At 67.7% G+C, this 19,094-nt stretch carries 13 protein-coding genes, 1 tRNA gene and 1 other RNA gene; 4 read left to right on the top strand and 11 right to left on the bottom strand.

Going from position 1 to position 19,094, the window contains the following annotated elements:
• Positions 1 to 16: 16 nt before the first annotated feature.
• From IB257_RS15060 to IB257_RS15035, 6 genes are all read right to left on the bottom strand, one after another.
• Complete coding sequence (locus tag IB257_RS15060; RefSeq protein WP_192492497.1) at positions 17 to 2,176, bottom strand: DNA polymerase III subunit gamma/tau; 2,160 nt, start codon at positions 2,174 to 2,176, stop codon at positions 17 to 19.
• Positions 2,177 to 2,389: 213 nt separating this feature from the next.
• Positions 2,390 to 2,487, bottom strand: an RNA gene (ffs, locus tag IB257_RS15055) — signal recognition particle sRNA small type.
• 192 nt (positions 2,488 to 2,679) lie between these two features.
• On the bottom strand, positions 2,680 to 6,129 hold the full coding sequence (locus IB257_RS15050) for an exodeoxyribonuclease V subunit beta (protein ID WP_192492496.1): 3,450 nt from the start codon (positions 6,127 to 6,129) through the stop codon (positions 2,680 to 2,682).
• 3 nt (positions 6,130 to 6,132) lie between these two features.
• Positions 6,133 to 8,796 (bottom strand): PD-(D/E)XK nuclease family protein, encoded by a 2,664-nt coding sequence (locus IB257_RS15045; RefSeq protein ID WP_192492495.1) that lies wholly within the window; start codon positions 8,794 to 8,796, stop codon positions 6,133 to 6,135.
• A gap of 88 nt (positions 8,797 to 8,884) precedes the next feature.
• Positions 8,885 to 9,049 (bottom strand): hypothetical protein, encoded by a 165-nt coding sequence (locus tag IB257_RS15040; RefSeq protein ID WP_166738338.1) that lies wholly within the window; start codon positions 9,047 to 9,049, stop codon positions 8,885 to 8,887.
• Between the two features lie 7 nt (positions 9,050 to 9,056).
• On the bottom strand, positions 9,057 to 10,256 hold the full coding sequence (locus IB257_RS15035) for an MFS transporter (RefSeq protein ID WP_119450599.1): 1,200 nt from the start codon (positions 10,254 to 10,256) through the stop codon (positions 9,057 to 9,059).
• 309 nt (positions 10,257 to 10,565) lie between these two features.
• On the opposite strand from IB257_RS15035, the gene IB257_RS15030 reads away from it, so the two are divergent.
• Both IB257_RS15030 and pbpG read left to right on the top strand, forming a co-directional pair.
• Positions 10,566 to 10,640 (top strand) — tRNA-Arg (locus IB257_RS15030).
• Between the two features lie 374 nt (positions 10,641 to 11,014).
• Positions 11,015 to 12,214, top strand: a complete 1,200-nt coding sequence (gene pbpG, locus IB257_RS15025; RefSeq protein WP_225588909.1) for a D-alanyl-D-alanine endopeptidase — start codon at positions 11,015 to 11,017, stop codon at positions 12,212 to 12,214.
• A 90-nt stretch (positions 12,215 to 12,304) separates the two neighbouring features.
• Here pbpG and IB257_RS15020 read toward each other — a convergent pair whose 3' ends face one another.
• Positions 12,305 to 12,691 (bottom strand): ribbon-helix-helix domain-containing protein, encoded by a 387-nt coding sequence (locus tag IB257_RS15020; RefSeq protein WP_054451398.1) that lies wholly within the window; start codon positions 12,689 to 12,691, stop codon positions 12,305 to 12,307.
• A gap of 224 nt (positions 12,692 to 12,915) precedes the next feature.
• On the opposite strand from IB257_RS15020, the gene adhP reads away from it, so the two are divergent.
• Positions 12,916 to 13,941, top strand: a complete 1,026-nt coding sequence (gene adhP / locus IB257_RS15015) for an alcohol dehydrogenase AdhP (protein WP_054451403.1) — start codon at positions 12,916 to 12,918, stop codon at positions 13,939 to 13,941.
• A gap of 69 nt (positions 13,942 to 14,010) precedes the next feature.
• Here adhP and IB257_RS15010 read toward each other — a convergent pair whose 3' ends face one another.
• The 4 genes from IB257_RS15010 to IB257_RS14995 form a co-directional block, all read right to left on the bottom strand.
• Positions 14,011 to 14,589 carry a DJ-1/PfpI family protein gene (locus IB257_RS15010; protein WP_054451405.1) on the bottom strand — a complete coding sequence of 193 codons (579 nt, stop codon included), beginning with the start codon at positions 14,587 to 14,589 and terminating at the stop codon, positions 14,011 to 14,013.
• Between the two features lie 135 nt (positions 14,590 to 14,724).
• The gene (gene ybaK / locus IB257_RS15005) at positions 14,725 to 15,213 is read right to left on the bottom strand and encodes a Cys-tRNA(Pro) deacylase (RefSeq protein ID WP_192492494.1); all 489 of its coding nucleotides are present in this window, start codon (positions 15,211 to 15,213) and stop codon (positions 14,725 to 14,727) included.
• Positions 15,214 to 15,254: 41 nt separating this feature from the next.
• Positions 15,255 to 16,238, bottom strand: coding sequence for a site-specific tyrosine recombinase XerD (gene xerD / locus IB257_RS15000; protein WP_119450596.1), 984 nt, complete (start codon positions 16,236 to 16,238; stop codon positions 15,255 to 15,257).
• Between the two features lie 16 nt (positions 16,239 to 16,254).
• Entirely contained in the window at positions 16,255 to 17,160 is a 906-nt protein-coding gene (locus IB257_RS14995) for a LysR substrate-binding domain-containing protein (RefSeq protein WP_054452202.1), read from the bottom strand.
• Between the two features lie 185 nt (positions 17,161 to 17,345).
• Between IB257_RS14995 and IB257_RS14990 the strand changes: the two genes are divergently transcribed.
• A complete protein-coding gene (locus tag IB257_RS14990; RefSeq protein ID WP_054452204.1) occupies positions 17,346 to 19,028 on the top strand; it encodes a thiamine pyrophosphate-binding protein in 1,683 nt (560 codons plus the stop codon).
• Positions 19,029 to 19,094: the final 66 nt, after the last annotated feature.

The following is a 19,094-nucleotide window of genomic DNA, read 5'->3' as shown; positions in this document are numbered from 1 at the left end:
AGAGATGGCCGCCGCTTCAGGCAGCGGCGGCGGGGGAATCTACGTGGCGGATCGAGCCGGCGACGACCTGGCCGCCGAAATCGGCGACGAGCGCCTGTACGAACGGGTCGACCGCGACCGCCTCTTCGGCGGCCTGCTGGCGGGCAGCGCGTTCGGCCTGGGCCACGGCATGCGCCGTCGCCTCGCCCGTCACGCCGACCTCGACGTCCAGCCGTATGCCCTGGCCGAAATGTTCGCACAACACCGTCTGCAGACGGACGCGGCTTTCGCTTTCGGCCAGCGTCTTGACGGCCACGCGCAGGATGACGGCATCGCCCTGCACGCCGGCCCATGCACTCTGGCGCGCCAGTTCCGCCGCCAAGCCGGTGACCGGCAGGCGCGCAGCCAGCTCGGGCCAGGTTTCCGACGTCATGTCCGTCAGGCGGGCGCGCGACGACTGCCGCTTGCGCGCGGGCGCCGGACCTTCGCGGCGGGCCGCTGGCGGCGGCGCGGCCGAGGGCGCGCTGGCCAGGGTTTCGAAATCATCGTCCTCGGGATCCGACGTAAAGCCGTTGTCCGGCGCAAAGCCGCCTTCGGCTTCGAACGGGATTTCTTCGTCGACCCAGGCGGGCGGGCCTTCGCCATCATCGGCTTGGGGCGCGGGCGCGATGGCTGCGGCGGTCGCGGGTGTGATCGCCAGCGCGGCCGAACCAGCGGTCTTGCCAGCTTCGGATTCGGACATGGCCGGCGCATCGGCAGGCAGTTCTTCCCAGGGCGGCACGCTGCCGGGCTGGGTGGCTTGCGAAGTTTGTTCCAACGCGGCCGGTTCGGGTTCCGCCGCGGCAGGCGCCGGTTCAGCCTTCTGCGCGATGGCTGCGGGAGCCGCGGACTCAGCCGGAGCAGGAGCCTGCGCGGCCACGGGCGGCGCCGGAATCGCGGCGACCGGTGCAGGCTCCGCAACCGCTGGTGCGGCTGCGGGCTGAACGGCTGCCGGCGCGGGCTGGGGCTGCGCCGCGGCGGGCGCAGGCGCGGCAACTGCCGCCGGCGCTGCGGCCGCATCGGCAGTCTGACGGGCCGGCGCGGCGGGCGCTTCGAGCGCGGTCTGCGGGCCGGCGTCGCCATTGAGCGCCAGCATGCGCAGGCAGGCCATGATGAAGCCCGCGTACTCGTCGGGCGCCAGGGTCAGTTCGCTGCGGCTGTGCACCGCCACGGAATAGAACAGCTGCACCGCGTCCGGGTGCAGAGCCAGCGCCAGCCGGGCAATGTCGCCGGCCAGCGGATCCTCGGCGGGGGTCACGCCGCGCACGCGCTGCTCGATGGCGACGCGCGACAGCAGCACGGCCAGGTCGGCCAAGGCGCCAGCATAGGACAGGCCGCGGATGGCCAGTTCATCCGCCACCGCCAGCACGCCCTTGGCGTCGCCAGCGGACAGCGCATCCAGCAGACGCACCAGATGCCGCTGGTCGATGGTGCCGAGCATGCCGCGCACGGCGTCCTCGGTCAGGTTGCCGGCGCTATAGGCAATGGCCTGGTCGGTCAGCGACAGCGCGTCGCGCATGGACCCCGCGGCCGCCTGCCCGATCAGCCGCAAGGCCGGCACGTCGAAGCCCACCGCTTCCTGGCCGAGCACGGCCTGCAGATGGCCGACGATGGAATCGGCCGGCATCTGCTTCAGGTTGAACTGCAGGCAGCGCGACAGCACCGTCACCGGAATCTTCTGCGGGTCGGTGGTCGCGAGGATGAATTTGACGTGCGGCGGCGGCTCTTCCAGTGTCTTGAGCATGGCGTTGAACGCATGCCCGGTCAGCATGTGGACTTCGTCGATCATGTAGACCTTGAAGCGCCCTGCTCCCGGCGCGTACACCGCCTGCTCCAGCAACTGCGTCATTTCCTCGACGCCGCGGTTCGAGGCCGCGTCCAGCTCGAGGTAGTCGACGAAACGCCCGGCATCGATCTCCGTGCAGGCGCGACAGACACCGCAAGGCTTGGACGTGATGCCTGTTTCGCAGTTGAGGGACTTCGCCAGGATGCGCGAGAGCGTGGTCTTGCCGACGCCGCGGGTTCCCGTGAACAGCCAGGCGTGATGCAGGCGTTGGGTGTCGAGCGCATGCGTCAGCGCGCGCACCACGTGATCCTGTCCCACGAGGGTATCGAACGATCTCGGCCGCCACTTGCGGGCCAGTACCAGATAAGTCATGGGTGGATTGTAGAGCCTGTTTCGCAAGCTGGCCCGAAATGGCCGGTCCAGCTGCCGGGGTTCGGCGCTGAGCATGGCATCCATGCTCAGCGCGGCCTGAAACGCAAAGGGGACGGGCTTATTCCCGTGGAACGTATCCTTGGAAAATAACCCCGTCCCCCTTGAAAGCGGCGACATCATGGATAGTCATGACGCGCTGCTTTGAAGAATCCGGTTGGCGAGCCTTACTCCGGCACTGACCCTAAACGACTATGGCTGCTTCGTTCCCGACCTGACCAGGTTCACCGCCGAACCATGCGGAGGGGCCCGCCAGCCGAGATTCTAGCAGAGCTGCGCTTCGCTTGCTTGCTAGCCTCTCGGCTGGCGGGCCCCGGGGGGCTGAATGTGCGCCCCCTCCCCAGCCCTCCCCCCGAGGGGGAGGGGGTTGGGACGTCGCTTCGCTGGTCCTTTCGGCTCGCTTCGCTTTGCCTCTCTACACCCTCTCTACTCCTTTTGTCTCTGCGCTATTCCTTCAGGTCGATCCAGGCGCGTGCTCTTGGGAAGTAGAGGGCGGCGCGGGCGGTGCGGCCATCCAGGGCGGTGACTTGGGCGCAGTAGCGCAGCAACTGGTCGCCGTGGCGTTGGCGCATGCGAGCAGCGAAGGCGGTGGGGGTTTCGCCGGGGTGCGGGCGGCCGGTTTTGTAGTCGACGATGAGCCAGCCGTCTTCGGTGCTGAGGGCCAGGTCGATGACGGACACCTTGCCGGCGGCGTCGATCAGGGGCCATTCGCGGCGGGCGCCGGATTGGGACAAAAGCCACAGGCCACGTTCGTCGGCCAGGGTGGCTTGCAGGGTTTCGAGCACGGCCTCGGAGGCGGCGTCGGCCTGGCTGGCGGGGATGCCTGCGCGCGTGAGTTGGCGGCGCATGGCGGGCAAGCGTTCGGCCAGCGCGTCGGCGGACCAGGCCTGAACGCCGTCCTGGCCGATACGCGCCAGCCAGGCATGCGACAAGGTGCCGATGGCGGCGTCGTAGCCGGCCTCCAGTTGCCAGGCGGGATGTTCGCCGCCATCGCCCCAGGCGCCGCGCGCTGCGGCGCCAAAGCCGGGGCTGACCGCCACGTCCGCCACGCGCGCCAATTGCGCCAGGCCCGCGCGGTCCACGCGCCGCAAGGGTTCGCCCTGCCACTCGGGACCGTCGGCTTCCTGCACCACCGTTTCGCCATCCAGCGACGGCGGTGTCGGTGTGGCCAGGCAGGGCCACAAGCGGCCCAGCAGGCTGGCGGAGGAAGGCGTCTTGACCTGACCGCTGGCTTCGTCCACCGACACGTGGCCCACGAGGTGCAGGCGCTTGCGCGCCCGCGTCGCTGCCACATACAGCAGGCGATCGATTTCGTAGGATGCGCGGCGCGCCTCGCGCGCGCCCAGGTAGCGCGACAGGGGGTCGGCCTCGGTTTCGGCGCGCGGCTTTACCGGACCGAACAGCACGCGGCCGCCGCTCTGCTCAAAGCGCACGAGCGGCGCCTGATCGCCGCGCGGCGCGCGGTGCAGGCCGTACAGGATGACGGTTTCGAACTGCAGTCCCTTGGACTTGTGCATGGTCATGATTTCGACCGCGCCCGTGTCTTCGTCCGCCGCGTCCGGCGCGGCGAACAAGCGCGCGATGCCGGCGTCCAGGGCCGCGACGTCGATGGCGCCGTGCGGCGCCAGGCGCTCGACCAGCTGGAACAGGCTTTCCGCGTCGTTGGCCACAGACAGTCCGGCATACAGCGCAGGACCGCCCAGGCGGCGCCACAGCGACTCCACCCACGCCGCGAAAGGCATGGCGCCCGAGGCGTTGCGCTTGTCGAGCAGGATGCCCGCCACCTGACGCAAGCGCTCGAACTCGTCGGCGCCGAGCACGCTTTGCGCCGATGGCGTGTCCGGCGCTGCGGGCGCCGCGTCGAACAATGACCCCTGAGGCGCGCTGGTGGCGGATGAAGGTACGGTCTGCGGCGCGATGCGCAGGGCGCGCTCCAGCAGTACCGGCACCGGCGTGATGTGGTCGTCGCCGAATAAGCGCTGCAGGGATATCAGCGTCAAGCCGCAGTACGGTGCGCGCAGCACCGACAGCCAGGCCAGACGGTCGCCTGCATGCGACAAGGCCCGCACCAGTTGCACCAGGTCTGCCACCACCGGCCGCAGGGCCAGCGGCACCAGGTCCACCGCGCGGCAGCGTATGCCTTCCTGCGCCAGGCGGCGGGTCAGGTTGCCCAGATGGCTGCGTGCCCGCACCAGCACGGCGACGGGATGCTTGGCCCCCTTGTGGTCGATCAGCGCCTGGCGTACCAGGTCCACCGCAATGTCTTCAGCCTGCGCTTCCGCGGGGGCCGCGCCCTCGCGCGACCAGGCCGGGTGAAAGCGCACAGCGGGTTCCGGCAGCGCTTCATGGAAAGCGGTGGACGGGCTGTAGGCGATGGCTCCCGCCGCCGCATCGCTGCGCCGGGGCAGCAACTGCGCAAACGACTGGTTGACCCATTCGACGATGCCCGCCTGCGAGCGGAAGTTGTCGGTAAGGTTGAGGAAATCCGGCTGCAGTTCGCCTACGCCGATGTCGGCGACTTCCAGGAACAGGCCCACTTCCGCCTTGCGGAAACGGTAGATGGACTGCATCGGGTCGCCCACCAGGAACAGGCTGCGGCCGTCGCCCTGCTGCCAGCCCGAGGTCAGCGTGCGCAGCAGGTCCAGCTGGGTCTGGCTGGTGTCCTGGAATTCGTCGATGAGCAGATGGCGGATCGAGGCATCCAGCTTCAGCAGCAGTTCGCCCGGATCGTCGGCGCTGCCCAGCGCGGCCGCGGCGCGCTGCGAGATTTCGATGAAATCCACCTCGCCCGTGTCGGCGAATCGCAGCCGCAACTGCGCCACCGCCAGCGCCAGCGTCATCAGCTGCGCGCCCAGCACTTCCCATTGCGCATCGGTGAAATGTGGCGCGGGCACGTCGCGCACCGCATGCAGGCGGCGCACCCAGACTGCGTCCGGGTCGGCGGCTTCCAGCCACGCCACGAACGGGTCCTTGTGCGCGCACTTGGCAGGAAAGCCCAGGTTCTTGTTGACGGTCTTGCGCAAGGTGCCGGTGCCCGTCAGCAGCAGATGCGCCACGGCTTGCCAGAGCTCCAGCGCTTCGGCGTCAGGCGGAGGCTCTTCTGTCCAGTCCAGCAAGGCCAGCAGCTTGTTTTCGGTCTCTCCATCCTGCAGATTGGCGGCAGCCAGCCGCGCCGGGCCGCATAGCGCTTCGGCCCAGCCATAGGGCATGGCCTCGCTGAGCGCGTCCAGGTCTTCGCCGATGGCCTCGGCCAGCATGGCTTCCATGCCCTCGCGGTCGGAGCCGTGGCGCAGCAGTGGCAGCCACTGGTCACGTTGACCCAGCATGTCGGCGATGGCCTCCTTGGCGGCCTGCACGTCCACGTCCAGATGCTTGAGGAGGATGCGCACGGCCTCGTAGTCGTCGGCAAGGTCCAGGGTGGCGCGCGCCGCCGCCTCGTAGTGGGTGCGCGCATCATCCGTGATCTCGGGCATGCCGCCCAGCTCCGACAACCAAGGCATGCTGCGCACCAGGCCCGCGCAGAAGGAGTCGATGGTGCGGATGGCCAGGCGCGCGGGATGGTCCAGCAGATGCCAGCCCTGCTCGTCGTTGCGTGCCAATGCGGCGCGCGCGAGTTCCCAGCTGCGGCGCTCGTGCATGGCTTCGGGCGGGGCATCCAGTCCGCGGCGCAGCTTGCTCAGCACGCGCGCGTGCATCTCCGACGCGGCCTTGCGCGTGAAGGTGATGGCGACGATTTCCTCCGGACGGTTCACAGTGGCCAGCAGCGCCAGGATGCGGTCCGTCAGCAGCTCGGTCTTGCCCGAGCCGGCGGGCGCCTGCACCAGAAACGAACGGGTCGGATCCAGCGCGTCGGCGCGCGCCATATGGTCATGCGGCAAGCGTTCTTGTTCAGCCATGGCTCATGCGTCCTCGTCGTCCAGATGCAAACGCAGGAACGGCAATGCATCGCAGTATTTCAGGTCGTCGCGGCGATACGCGACGTTGGCCGCGTAGCCCGCGGCGTACTCGTCGGCCAGCGCTTCGATGGCACTGCGCCAGCGCTGCCGGATCTCCGGCCAGGACAGCCCGTCGAAGTACTTGCTGTCGCTGGCCAGCGTAACGCCGGGCACGCCCAGGTCCTCGTCGGCCAGGCCTTGTGCGGCGACCTGCCGCGCATGGATCTGTGCCAGCACCAGGCCCGCCACTTCGCCGCCCGCGGCGTCCGCCAGCACCGAGGCATAGAACGGCAACTGCACGTTCACGGGGCGACTGCGCGACCAGTCGGGTTCGGGCTTGGCCGCCGCCACGCCGGTCTTGTAATCGACGATGACATTGCGGCCATCGCCGAGGGTATCGATGCGGTCCAGCCGCAGCTTCAGGTTGAGCGCGCCGCGCTGCCATTGATGGTTCTTTTCCACCTGCGCCACCGCGAAGGGCAGGCGCTGCGCTTCCATATCCAGCCAGGACGCCAGCACGGCCTGGGCGCGCTGGCATTCCAGCGTGCGCAAGGCGGGCGCGTAGTCTTTCAGTTCCTCGTCCGCGGCTTGCGCCACCGCCTGCTCCAGCAAGGCAGGCAGGCGGCCCGTGGCCATGACTTCGTGTAGCGCGTCCTGATCGGGCATCATGCCCCACACCAGTTCCAGCGCCTTGTGCAAAAACTGGCCGCGCACGTTGACCGTGGCCGCATCCGCATAGGGCGCCATTTCGCGGCCGCCCAGGCGATGCCGCACGAAGGCCCACAGCGGATTGCGCGCCTGCGTGTCCAGCACGTCCAGGCCGCCGCCGCCACGATTGCCGGCCGCCAGAGCGGGCCCTTGCGCGTCGTCCAGCGATTCCTGCGGCAAGGCCGGCAACGCTTGCGCCGCCGCGGGCGTCCAGTCCGTCAGCGCTGCCGCCGCGATCAGCGGCGACGGACGCAGCTCGCGTTCGCCGTCCATGTGCGCGTGGCTGACGATGATCTCGGGCGCGCAGCGACACAATGCCGCGTACATGCCTTCGGCCCATTCGCGTTCGCGCTCGGGCGTGGCGCGCGGCGCCTTGGCCTGGCGCAACACTGCCAGCGGCAACAGCGGATTGGGCTTGGGCGAGGCCGGCAACACGTCATCGGTCAGGCCCAACACCCAGACGCCGTCCCAATAGCCGCCCTCGGCTTCCAGCAAACCCAGCACGTCCAGGCGCGCCTGCGGATCGCGTTGCGGCTGGAACGAGGCGGAACGCGCCACGCTTTCCAGCAGGTTCACGGCGGCCACGCCGCCCAGGCGCCCGGCGGCCGGCGCCAGCGCCGAAAAACTGCCCAGCGCATCGCCCAAGGCGCCCATCACCTGATAGCCGACGCTGTCCAGCACGCCTTCGCCGGGAAAGCCCAGCGCCATCAGCGCGGCCTTCATGCGCAACATCCACACGTCGCAAGTGGCCTGGCGGCCGCCCTGCGTCCAGATTTCCATGGCCTGATTCCAGGCCTGCGCCAACGCTGGCAAGTCCGCCAGCAGCTTGCGCCAATCCTGCGGGCCGACATGCAGTTGCGCCTGGCGCCGCCAGCGCGCGTCGATCGAGGCCAGCCGCGCGCGGTCGCGCACGTCGCCCGCGCAATGCCCGCCCAACAGGGCCGCGCCCAGCACCTCCACGCCACAGCCCTTGCCCGGCGCGCATTCGGCCAGGGCGCGCAACCAAGCGAGCGCGGCGCGCGCCATCGGCCATTCGTTCAACGGCCGCCCCACCGCCACGTTGAAGGCGTACGCGGCTTCGCCGCCACGCCCGGCCAGGGCCTGGCTCAGCACCCGCCGCGCGAACGGCGATTCCACCTCCAGCTGGGGCGAGACGATGGCGTAGCGGCCATGGGGATGCATTTTCAAGCGCTCGGCCGCCCAGGCCGCGGCAGCGCGCCATTCCGCGCCTTGATCGGCGGCCTCGAACCTGCGCGCCGGCGTTTCAATGCGCTGCGCGTCGCGCCACTGCGCAACGGCCGCGCCCTGCTCTTCAAACGCCTGCAGCAGCCGGCGAAAGCGCGGCGACATGTCCGTGAATCCGGCCAGCACCAGTTGGCGCGGCACGGGCAGGCGTCCGTCCTCCAGCGCCCGCAGTACGCGCGCATAGCCCTGGTTGGCATCCTCGGCATCGATGCCGGCCAGCGCCTGGCGGTAGCGAACCCGCCATTTCGCGAAGCCGCGGTACTCGTCGGTATCCGCGCCCGAAGGCACGTGCAGTTGCCATTCGTCCATCAGCAGGTCTGCATCCATCGACAAGCGCGCGGCCTGGCTCGCATCCAACAGCACGCGCTCGGCTTCTTCAGCGCGGATCGCCTCGGTCCACACCAGTTGCGTGGCGAAACTGTCCAGCCGATAGGCAGGCACATCGCCATCCGTCTCGAACGCGAGTTCATTGGCGGCATCGGCCAGCCAGGCGGACAGCGGCAATATGCGCGGCAACTCGCTGACCTGGCGCTCCTGGCGCAGCAGGCCCGCCAGCTCCAGCGTAAGCCGGCGCGACAGACGGTTGTTCACCGTCAGCACCAGCGTGTCGGCGGCAGACATGCCGCCGATGTCCGGCAGCGATAGATCGGGATAGGAGGGCGATGAGTCCTGCATGGGCATCCGTAGCGCCCGCCCGCAGGCGGCGCGCGATGAGGGGAGAAATACCGCCGTAGGATACCGCGAGGCCGAGCGGAAAAAGCGCCTAGAAGCCGCAGAGCGCGGCCAGGTTTTCCCAGTGGATCTGCATTTCCGGCGTGGTGTAGCCCCAGAAAGCCAGGCCCAGGACGGCAACCAGGGCCAGCGCGCCAATCGCACGCCAGCCGCGATGGCGGCGGGCGGCGGGCGCGGAACGATTGGCAGGGTTCATGAACGTCTCAGGCCGCGGCCGGCTGGGCAACCGGCTGTTCGCGCACCGGCAGGCACAACAGCGCCGCGATGACGGCCAGGGCCACGCCCAGCCACCAGACGGCGTCGTAATTGCCGGTCTTGGCATAGGCATATCCGCCCAGCCACACGCCGATGAAACTGCCCAGCTGGTGCCCCAGGAAGACGATGCCCGACAGCGTGGCCGCATAGCGCAGGCCGTAGATCTGGCCGATCAGGCCTTGCGTGAGCGGAACGGTCCCCAGCCAGAACAAACCCATCCACGCGGCGAAGGCGTACAGCACCCATGGCGACAACGGCATCCAGAGCAACAGCAGAATGCCGAAGGCGCGCATGCCGTACACCACGGCGAGGAGCCGTTTCTTGCTGTACTTGCCGCCCAGCTTGCCGGCATAGAACGAGCCCAGCACGTTGAACAGGCCGATCAGCGCAATGGCGGTCGCGCCCTGCCCCGCGCTCAGGCCGCCGTCCGTGACATAGGCGGGCAAGTGCAGCGTGATGAAGGCGGTGTGGAAGCCGCAGACGAAGTAGCTCCAGAACAGGAAATGGAACGAGGGGTGGCGTACCGCCTGCTTGACCGCCGAGGCCAGCGATTGCTGCGGCCCGGTGTGGGCCTGCGGACGTCCGCGCAGGAAATACGCCAGGGGGGCGCCGCAAGCGACGAACAGCGACAGCACCCACAATGCGCCCGTCCAGTCCAGGCCGCTGATCAGCACCTGTCCCGTGGGCACCACGGCAAACTGACCGAGCGAGCCGCCAGCGCTGGCGATGCCCATCGCCGTGCTGCGGTAGGCGGGAGGAACCGCGCGGGCCACCACGGGCAGGATCACCGGAAAGGTCGTGCCGGCCTGGCCCAATCCGACCAGCACGCCGGCCGTCAGATAGAGCGTGGCTTCATCCGTGGCGAAGCGCGTGCCTATCATGCCCAGCATGTACAGCAGCGCGCCCAGCGCGATGGTGCGGCCCGAACCGTAGCGGTCGGCCATGATGCCCATGAAGATACAGGCCACGCCCCACACCAGGTTCTGCAAAGCGAAGGCCATGGAGAACACTTCGCGTCCCCAGCCTTGCGCCAGCCCCATCGGCTGCATGAAGAGCCCGAAGGTGGCGCGCACCCCCATCGCGAGCAGCACCACCAGCGTACCCACGATCAGGGTACGGATGAAATTCGTATCGGTTTGGTTAGACATGAAACCCGTTTTTCGTTGTTTTGTTCGTCGCCCCCTCCACGGGACGGTCCGGCGCGCAGCGCGGGACCCGGTCATCATATACAAATAGCCTCCGCGCTCCGGCAATAGCCACGTTGGGCGTCGGGTCCAGCGAGCCGGGTTGCAGGGCAACGGATTTGGGGCTTGCGCCGCCTGCTGATAGACTTGCGTCCTGCGCCGAAACCCGTGCCCCCAGTGATAAACTCAGGGCCGACAGAATCGTAGCGATATCAAGGCCTTAGCAAGCAAGCGCGATCACTCGACCGACGCTGCCGCCTGATCAGCAATAGTCTCGCCGTAGTTAAATGGATATAACCGGCCCCTCCTAAGGGTCAATTGGTGGTTCGATTCCACCCGGCGAGGCCATCTCTGGCGTCGGTTCCGACGCCCCCCTTCCCTGCATCCCCCTACGCGCCCGAAGCCCTGCGCTTTTGTGAGCGCGGTTTGCCTGCTCCGGCATGGACAAAAACCTCGCGCGTTCAGCCGGATGAGGGTTAATCCGGGCTACGCTCACGCGCGGCCTGCCGTTAGCTTCTCGCACTTGTCTTGTGACGAATTGAAGCTGCGTCAATACGTCACTATTATTTTTTTGGACGATGATAGCGAATCGCCTTGCGCGCAACTTGAAATTGCTGTTTAAATTCGACGCGTAAGCCTCTAATTCATCTGGACTTTTTCTGGCCCGACGAAACGCCGGCTTAAGAAACATTTACTGACAGACTGACAAGCCAGCTCAAACCATGGCATTTCCCTGGAAACGTGCGATTGCGAACGCGATAGCGCCTGTGGCGCTGGCGGTGTGCGCGCTCCTGCCCCCCGCCGCCCAAGCCGCGAAGAATACGGACCCTTGCAAGACCAACGCCAAGTCGTCGGCCTGCAAGGCGCAACAAGCAAAGAAGGCTCCGGCCCCCAAAGCCAGCTCCGGCAAGAGCGCCTCCGGCAAACAAGCCGCCTCCTCCGCCAAGAAAGCTCCCCCCAAATCCTCCTCCGGCAAGAAAGCCGCCGCCCCCAAAGGCGGCAAGCAGGTCGCAGCCAAGGGCACGCCGCCCAAGAAGGGCGCGGCCGCCGGCAAGAACGGCAAGCCAAACAAGCCGTCGCGCGCGCAACGGGCCGCCGCTGCCGCCGCAGTCGGTTCGGCCGCCATGCCGCCGCCCGCCTCCTCGGTGCGCGCCGAAGCCGCCGCCCTGCGTTCCAGCACCGCCTACGTGCAGGATCTGGAAACGTCCACGGTCATCTTCGCCAAGAACGAAAACGTAGTGCGCCCCATCGCTTCGATCTCGAAGCTGATGACGGCCGTCGTCGTGGTCGACGCCAACCTGCCCATGGACGAAATGCTGGAGATCACCGACGAAGACGTCGACGGCCTCAAGCACACCACCTCCCGTCTGCGCGTGGGCACCAAGCTGTCGCGCGGCGACATGCTGCACCTGGCTCTGATGTCGTCCGAGAACCGCGCCGCCAACGCGCTGGGCCGCCACTATCCGGGCGGCCTGCCGGCTTTCGTGGCCGCCATGAACGCCAAGGCGCAGGCACTGGGCATGACCAGCACCCGCTTCATCGAACCCACCGGCCTGTCCAGCGACAACGTCTCGTCGCCGCACGATCTGGCCCGACTGCTGCGCGCTGCCTCCCAGCGCCCGCTGATCCACCGCTACTCCACCGATACCGAGTACGACGTCGAGGTCAACAACCGCACGCAGACCTTCCGCAACACCAACCTGCTGGTGCGCAAGCCCGACTGGGACATCAAGGTGTCCAAGACCGGCTACATCAACGAAGCCGGCGAATGCCTGGTCATGCTGGCCCGCATCAACGGCCGCGATCTGGCCATCGTGCTGCTGGATTCGCAAGGCAAACTCTCCCGCATCGGCGATGCGGTGCGCATCCGCCGCATCGTGCAGAACGAAGTGGCGATGGCGTCGATCCAGTCTGGCGGCTGACCGCCTGCTGCGCTGCCTCCACATGAACAAAGGGCCCGAAAATTCGGGCCCTTTGCTTTTTGCCGTGGCGGCGGCACCAGTGTTGACGGATTAAGCGGCCTTGCGTTTCGGGCGCAGAGGCTGGGCGTCGTACAGCGTGGGCGGCAAGCCTTCCAGCACGGCCTGCGGGTTGAGCGAACGGATCGGCACGGCCGCATCCAACGGAATGCGGCCCTCCGCCTGCAACAGTTGGTAGCGCAGGCAGCACACGCGCAGGAACGACGTGAAATTGGCGGCCTCGCCGCGATACTCGATCAGTTCGTCGTACAAACGTTCGATCAGCTGCGTCACGCGCATGCCGTCCCGGCCGGCGATTTCTTCCAATACCTGCCAGAACAACTGCTCCAGCCTCAGGCTGGTAGCCACGCCATGCAGCCGCAGCGAACGGGTTTCGGGCGCGTAGGACTGCTCGCTGGCGCGGATGAAGATTTCACACATGGGAGCTCCTGGAACTCGGGACTGGGCGCGAGGCCTGGGCCGGGAGGCCTACGGCTGACTGTACGCCGTTTGCCGCGGCCCGGGCAAGGGCGCGGCGGCCGGCCTCTTTCTGCAACCACACGTTTCCGGCATCGGCGGGCAGCCCGCTCCGTTGATATAAATCATGGTCGGGAAAGCGTCCACGTTCGAGCATAAGGAATCTTGATCAGACTTCGGAGGCAGTGATGGATAAAACCATGAAAGCAGCGGTTGCACGAGCATTCGGCAAGCCCCTGGCAATCGAAGAAGTCGCGGTGCCGCGCCCGGGTCCGGGCGAATTGCTGGTAAAGATTGAAGCCTGCGGGGTCTGCCACACCGACCTGCACGCGGTCGAAGGCGACTGGCCCGTCAAGCCCAACCCGCCCTTCATTCCCGGTCACGAGGGCGTCGGCCATGTGGTCGCGGTGGGCGCGGGCGTGACCCATGTGAAGGAAGGCGACCGCGTCGGCATACCCTGGCTGTATTCCGCCTGCGGGCATTGCGAGCATTGCCTGGGCGGCTGGGAAACGCTGTGCGAAACACAGAAGAACGCCGGTTACTCCGTGAACGGCGGCTTCGCCGAATACGCGCTGGCTGACGCCAACTACGTGGGCCTGCTGCCCAAGAACGTCGGTTTCGTCGAGGTCGCGCCCGTGCTGTGCGCCGGCGTGACCGTCTACAAGGGCCTGAAGATGACGGACACCCGTCCGGGCAACTGGGTAGTGATCTCGGGCATTGGCGGATTGGGCCACATGGCGGTGCAGTACGCCAAGGCCATGGGCCTGAACGTGGCCGCGGTGGACATCGACGACGCCAAGCTGGACTTCGCCCGCCGCCTGGGCGCCGAGGTCACGGTCAACGCCAAGACTACCGACCCGGCCGCCTACCTCAAGCGCGAGATCGGCGGCGCGCACGGCGCGCTGATCACGGCGGTATCGCCCAAGGCCTTCGAGCAGGCGCTGGGCATGGTGCGCCGCGGCGGGACCGTGGCGCTCAACGGCCTGCCGCCGGGCGACTTCCCGCTGTCGATCTTCGACATGGTGCTCAACGGCGTCACCGTGCGCGGCTCCATCGTGGGTTCGCGCCTGGACCTGCAGGAATCGCTGCAGTTCGCCGAAGAGGGGAAGGTGCACGCCACTGTCGCCACCGAAAGCCTGGAGAACATCAACGACGTGTTCGACCGCATGCGGCGCGGCCAGATCGAAGGCCGCATCGTGCTCGATTTCGCCTGATTTCCAAGCCGTAAAGGAAGAGCGCCAGGGCCGCATGTTTGCGGCCCTGGCGCTTTGTGGCGTTGAAGATCAGGGCGTGATCTTCGTGCCCAACACCGCCAGGAATTGCGACATCCAGGCCGGATGCGCGGGCCAGGCCGGCGCCGTCACCAGATTGCCGTCGGTGTAGGCCTGGTCGATGCCGATCTCGGCATAGGTGCCGCCTGCCAGGCGCACTTCCGGTGCGCACGCCGGATAGGCGGAGCAGGTGCGGCCCTTCAGGATGCCGGCCGCGGCCAGCAGTTGCGCGCCGTGGCAGACCGCCGCGATGGGCTTGCCCGCCTTGTCGAAGGCGCGCACGATGTCCAGCACCTTTTCGTTCAGGCGCAGATACTCCGGCGCGCGGCCGCCCGGAATCACCAGGCCGTCGTAGGACGACGGCTCGACGCGATCGAAGTCATAGTTCAGCGCGAAATTGTGGCCGCGCTTTTCGGTGTAGGTCTGTGCGCCTTCGAAGTCATGGATCGCAGTCGCGATGGTGTCGCCCGCCTTCTTGTCCGGGCATACCGCATGCACCGTGTGCCCAACCGTCAGCAGGGTCTGGTACGGCACCATGGTCTCGTAGTCCTCGGCGTAGTCGCCGACCAGCATCAACAGTCGCTTGCTCATGTTTGTCTCCTAGGGATGGCGGAAAGCCGGTTCAGCGCCCGTGGCCGGGCTCCGGTTCTTGATCTACGCCCCTATTGTGACGCCGCCATCGGCTTGGGTGGTGGTATGGGAATACCACGCCCACGCCAGCCCGCCCTATTCCAGCGCGACGGTTACGCCCTTGGCGCCCAGCAGCGTGACCAGTACCTTGGGGTCTATGCCGATCAGATACCCGCGCCGCCCGCCGTTGATGTAGACCACCGGGTAGTCCAGCACTTCGGCCTCGACCCACACCGGCATCTTCTTGCGCGTGCCGAAGGGCGAGGTGCCACCCACCTGATAGCCCGAATGGCGCTGCGCGACCTCGGGTTTGCAGGGCTCGACGCGCTTGAGCCCGGCCTGGCGCGCCAGGTTCTTGGTGGAAACTTCGCGGTCGCCGTGCATGACCACGATGAGGGGTTTGGCGGATTCGTCCTCCATCACCAGGGTCTTCACCACCGCATGCGGATGCAGGCCCAACTGGCGCGCGGCTTCGCCCGCGCCGCCATGGTCGATGTAGTCATAGGTATGTTCCGTGTACGTCACCTTGTTCTGCTTGAGGAACTGGGTGGCGGGCGTTTCGGAAACGTGGCGGGCTTTGCTCATGGTTATGCGTGAAAGAAGAATTTCGAAGCGGCGCGCGCCGGCTAGCCGCGGGGATGGTGGGTCGCGTGCAGCGCCTTCAGGCGTTCGCGCGCGACGTGCGTGTAGATCTGCGTGGTGGAAATGTCGGCATGCCCCAGCAGCATCTGCACCACGCGCAGGTCGGCGCCGTGGTTCAGCAGGTGCGTGGCGAAGGCGTGCCGCAGCACGTGGGGCGACAGCGGCGCGCGCACGTCCGCCAGCAAGGCGTACTTCTTCACCAGTTGCCAGAACGCCTGGCGCGACATCGCTTCGGCCCGGCCGGTGATGAAGAGCGCATCGCTCACGCGCCCGGCCGCCAGCTCTGGCCGCGCGGACTTCAGGTAGCGGTCGATCCAATGCGCGGCCTCGGCGCCCAACGGCACCAGTCGGTCCTTGCCGCCCTTGCCCAGCACCACCCGCACCACGCCTTCGTTCAGGCTCACGTCCAGCGTGCGCATGCCCACCAGCTCGGACACGCGCAAGCCCGTGGCATACAGCGTTTCCAGCATCGCGCGGTCGCGCAGGCCACGGGCCTGCTCCAGGTCGGGCGCGCGCAGCAAGGCATCCACCTGCTGCTCGGACAGCGTCTTGGGCATGCGCGGCGGCTGCTTGGCCGCGATCAGCGTCAGGCAGGGATCGCGTTCGGCGCGGTGCTCGCGCAAGGCCCAGGCGTAGAAGCGGCGCAGCGCGGCCAGCCTGCGGTTGGCGGTGGTGGCGCGGGTTTCCTCGTGGCGGAAGGCGAACCAGGCTTCGATATCAGCCTTGCCGGCATCGCGCAAGGGCTTGGCGGGTCCAGCAGGCAGCGCGTGGGCCTGTGCCGCATCGCCATGGCGGTCGGCCATTTCGCGCGCATAGGCTTCGGGGTCTTCCAGCCAACGGGCAAAGCCCGTCAGGTCGCGCCGGTAGGCAGCCAGGGTGTTGGCCGACAGGCCGTCTTCCAGCCAGACGGCGTCGATGAAGGCGTCGATATCGGCCTGGGATTCAAGCGGGGGGCGGGTCGCGGGCATGCCAGGATTCTACGGCTCAGCGTCCGCCCACGCCCGCGGCGGCGGACTTCAGCCAGCTCTCGAAGAGCTTGAGCGCCTCGGAGCGTTCGCTGCGCTGCGGATAGCCGAAGTAGTAGCCCTGGCTGACCGACAGCGATTGCGGCACGGGCATCGCCAGCGTGCCCTGGTCCAGCGCGGGCTGGGCCAGGAAGCGCGGCATCAGCCCGACGCCCAGGCCGGCCTGCACCGCCGCCATCACCATGGTGAAGAGTTCGTAGCGCGGGCCGCCGGCGGCGTGCGGACCATAAAGATGGCTATTGGCCGCGTACCACTGGCGCCAGGCGTCGGGCCGTGACGCCAGGTGCAAATGGGTCATGCCGGACAAGGCGCTGGCGCCCGGCTCCGGCGTGCGTGCCGCCAGCTCCGGCGCGCACACGGGCACGAGTTCGCGCTCGGGGAACAGCAACACGCCCTGGGTGCCTGGCCACAATCCGTCCCCGTGATACAGCGCTCCGTCGAAGGGCTGGTCCTTGAACTGGAATGGCAACGTGCGCACGGACAGGCTGACCGTGATATCGCCATGCTCGCGCTGGAAATCCGCCAGGCGCGGGATCAGCCAGGTCGTCGCCAGGGTGGGCACCACGGCGATATGGATGCTGCGGCCCATGCCGGTGCGGCTGACCAGGCCGAAGGTGTCTTTTTCGATCTGGTCCAGATGGTGGCGGATGCGGCCGGCGTACTCGGCCCCATGGTCGGTCAGCACGATGCGCCGGCGTACCCGGGTGAACAGCTGCACGCCCAGGCGCGCCTCCAGGCTGGCCACCTGGCGATAGACGGCGCTGTGCGTCAGGGACAGTTCCTCGGCCGCGCGGGAAAAGCTGCCCAGACGGGCTGACGCTTCAAACGCCTGCAGGGCGCTCAGGTTGGGAATGCCGTTTCTCATATCGAGGGAACCGCCAGGTGCCGGCGGGCGTCCCCGCCGCTCGGCCGCGCGGATCTTGCCGCGGCGCAGCATGGCAGGTCGTGCCGGTGGGTCAATAGATTGTGCAATTTTATCAATTGCATTGTGCGATCAAGGAACATTATGCTCGGATGTCCTAACCTCGGCTCATCATGACTACCACCCCCATGTCCCAGCAAGAATCCCGCCTTGGCGGTCACATCCTGGTCGACCAGCTGGTTGCGCAGGGCGTCAAACATGTTTTCTGCGTCCCCGGCGAAAGCTATCTGGCAGTGCTGGACGGCCTGCACGATGCGGACATCAAGGTCACGGTGTGCCGCCAGGAAGGCGGCGCGGCCATGATGGCCGACGCCCACGGCAAGCTGACCGGCGAACCCGGCATCTGCATGGTGACCCGTGGCCCGGGCGCGTCCAACGCGCTGGCCGGCGTGCACATCGCCAAGCAGGACTCCACCCCCCTGATCCTGTTCGTCGGCCAGATCGAGCGCGGCATGCGCGAACGTGAAGCCTTCCAGGAAATGGATTACCGCGCCGTGTTCGGCACGCAAGCCAAGTGGGTCACCGAGATCGACCAGGTCGAACGCATCCCCGAACTGGTGTCGCGCGCCTTCCACATTGCCACCTCGGGCCGTCCCGGCCCGGTCGTGATCGCGCTGCCCGAGGACATGCTGGTCGAAGCCGCCAAGGTCGCCGACGCGCCGCGTTACGAAATCATTGATTCCGCCCCCACGGCCGGCCAACTGGCCGACCTGGAAAAGCTGCTGGCCGAAGCCAAGAATCCGGTCGCCATCCTGGGCGGCACGCGCTGGGACGCCCGCGCGGTGCAGCAGTTCGCCGATTTTGCGCAGCGCCATGCGCTGCCCACGGCCGTGTCTTTCCGCCGCCAGATGCTGTTCCCGGCCGACCACCCCTGCTTCATCGGCGACGTGGGCCTGGGCATCAATCCCGCGCTGCTCAAGCGCGTCGCCGACGCGGACCTGATCCTGCTGGTGGGCGGCCGCATGTCGGAAAACCCCAGCCAGGCCTACACGCTGCTGGACATACCGGTACCCAAGCAGAAGCTGGTGCACGTGCATCCCGATACCGCCGAGCTGGGCCGCGTCTACCGCCCCACCCTGGCCATCAATACCTCGCCCGCCGCCTTCGCGCAGGCGCTGGCCGGCCTGAAGGCGCCGGCTCAGCCCGCGTGGGCCGCCGGCACGCAGGCCATGCGCGAGTCGTATCTGAAATGGAGCGACCCCAGCGCCATCACGACGCCTGGCGCGCTGCAGATGGGCCAGGTCATGGCCTACCTGGAAAAGACGCTGCCGGCAGACGCCATCATGACCAACGGCGCCGGCAACTACGCCACCTGGTTGCACCGCTTCCATCGTTTCACCCGCTACGGCACGCAGCTGGCGCCGACGTCGGGCTCCATGGGCTACGGCCTGCCCGCGGCCGTGGGCGCCAAGCGCGTGTCGCCGGACAAGACCGTGGTCTGCTTCGCCGGCGACGGCTGCTTCCTGATGCACGGCCAGGAATTCGCGACCGCGGTGCAGTACGACCTGCCCATCGTCGTGGTGCTGGTGGACAACGGCATGTACGGCACGATCCGCATGCACCAGGAAAAGCACTACCCCGGCCGCATTTCCGCGACCGAGCTGAAGAATCCGGATTTCGCCGACTACGCGCGCGCCTTTGGCGGCCACGGCGAACGCGTCGAAACCACCGAGCAGTTCGGCCCGGCCTTCGAACGCGCCCTGGCCAGCGGCAAGCCGGCCATCCTGCACTGCTTCATCGATCCGGAAACCATCACCCCGGGCACGACCCTGGAAAAAATCCGCGACGCAGCGCTCAAGGCGCAGCACTGAAGGCGGGACGGAACGGCGCCGCCGCGCGCCCGCCGTTCCATTCGCCGCTTGCCGCCTGAATTATTT

It is taken from the genome of Achromobacter sp. ACM03, from assembly GCF_014851665.1.
GTDB classification, from domain to species: domain Bacteria; phylum Pseudomonadota; class Gammaproteobacteria; order Burkholderiales; family Burkholderiaceae_B; genus Achromobacter; species Achromobacter aegrifaciens.
The sequence above is the reverse complement of the archived record's forward strand: the minus strand, read 5'-3'. Positions and strand labels throughout refer to the sequence as shown.

Bases quoted from the DNA above. Each gene is read 5' to 3' on its own strand.
- adhP (WP_054451403.1), top strand. From the start codon at position 12,916: ATGGATAAAACCATGAAAGCAGCGGTTGCACGAGCATTCGGCAAGCCC.
- xerD (WP_119450596.1), bottom strand. From the start codon at position 16,238: ATGCCCGCGACCCGCCCCCCGCTTGAATCCCAGGCCGATATCGACGCC.
- IB257_RS15040 (WP_166738338.1), bottom strand. From the start codon at position 9,049: ATGAACCCTGCCAATCGTTCCGCGCCCGCCGCCCGCCGCCATCGCGGC.
- IB257_RS15035 (WP_119450599.1), bottom strand. From the start codon at position 10,256: ATGTCTAACCAAACCGATACGAATTTCATCCGTACCCTGATCGTGGGT.
- IB257_RS14995 (WP_054452202.1), bottom strand. From the start codon at position 17,160: ATGAGAAACGGCATTCCCAACCTGAGCGCCCTGCAGGCGTTTGAAGCG.
- IB257_RS15045 (WP_192492495.1), bottom strand. From the start codon at position 8,796: ATGCAGGACTCATCGCCCTCCTATCCCGATCTATCGCTGCCGGACATC.
- pbpG (WP_225588909.1), top strand. From the start codon at position 11,015: ATGGCATTTCCCTGGAAACGTGCGATTGCGAACGCGATAGCGCCTGTG.
- IB257_RS15020 (WP_054451398.1), bottom strand. From the start codon at position 12,691: ATGTGTGAAATCTTCATCCGCGCCAGCGAGCAGTCCTACGCGCCCGAA.
- ybaK (WP_192492494.1), bottom strand. From the start codon at position 15,213: ATGAGCAAAGCCCGCCACGTTTCCGAAACGCCCGCCACCCAGTTCCTC.
- IB257_RS15050 (WP_192492496.1), bottom strand. From the start codon at position 6,129: ATGGCTGAACAAGAACGCTTGCCGCATGACCATATGGCGCGCGCCGAC.
- IB257_RS14990 (WP_054452204.1), top strand. From the start codon at position 17,346: ATGTCCCAGCAAGAATCCCGCCTTGGCGGTCACATCCTGGTCGACCAG.
- IB257_RS15010 (WP_054451405.1), bottom strand. From the start codon at position 14,589: ATGAGCAAGCGACTGTTGATGCTGGTCGGCGACTACGCCGAGGACTAC.
- IB257_RS15060 (WP_192492497.1), bottom strand. From the start codon at position 2,176: ATGACTTATCTGGTACTGGCCCGCAAGTGGCGGCCGAGATCGTTCGAT.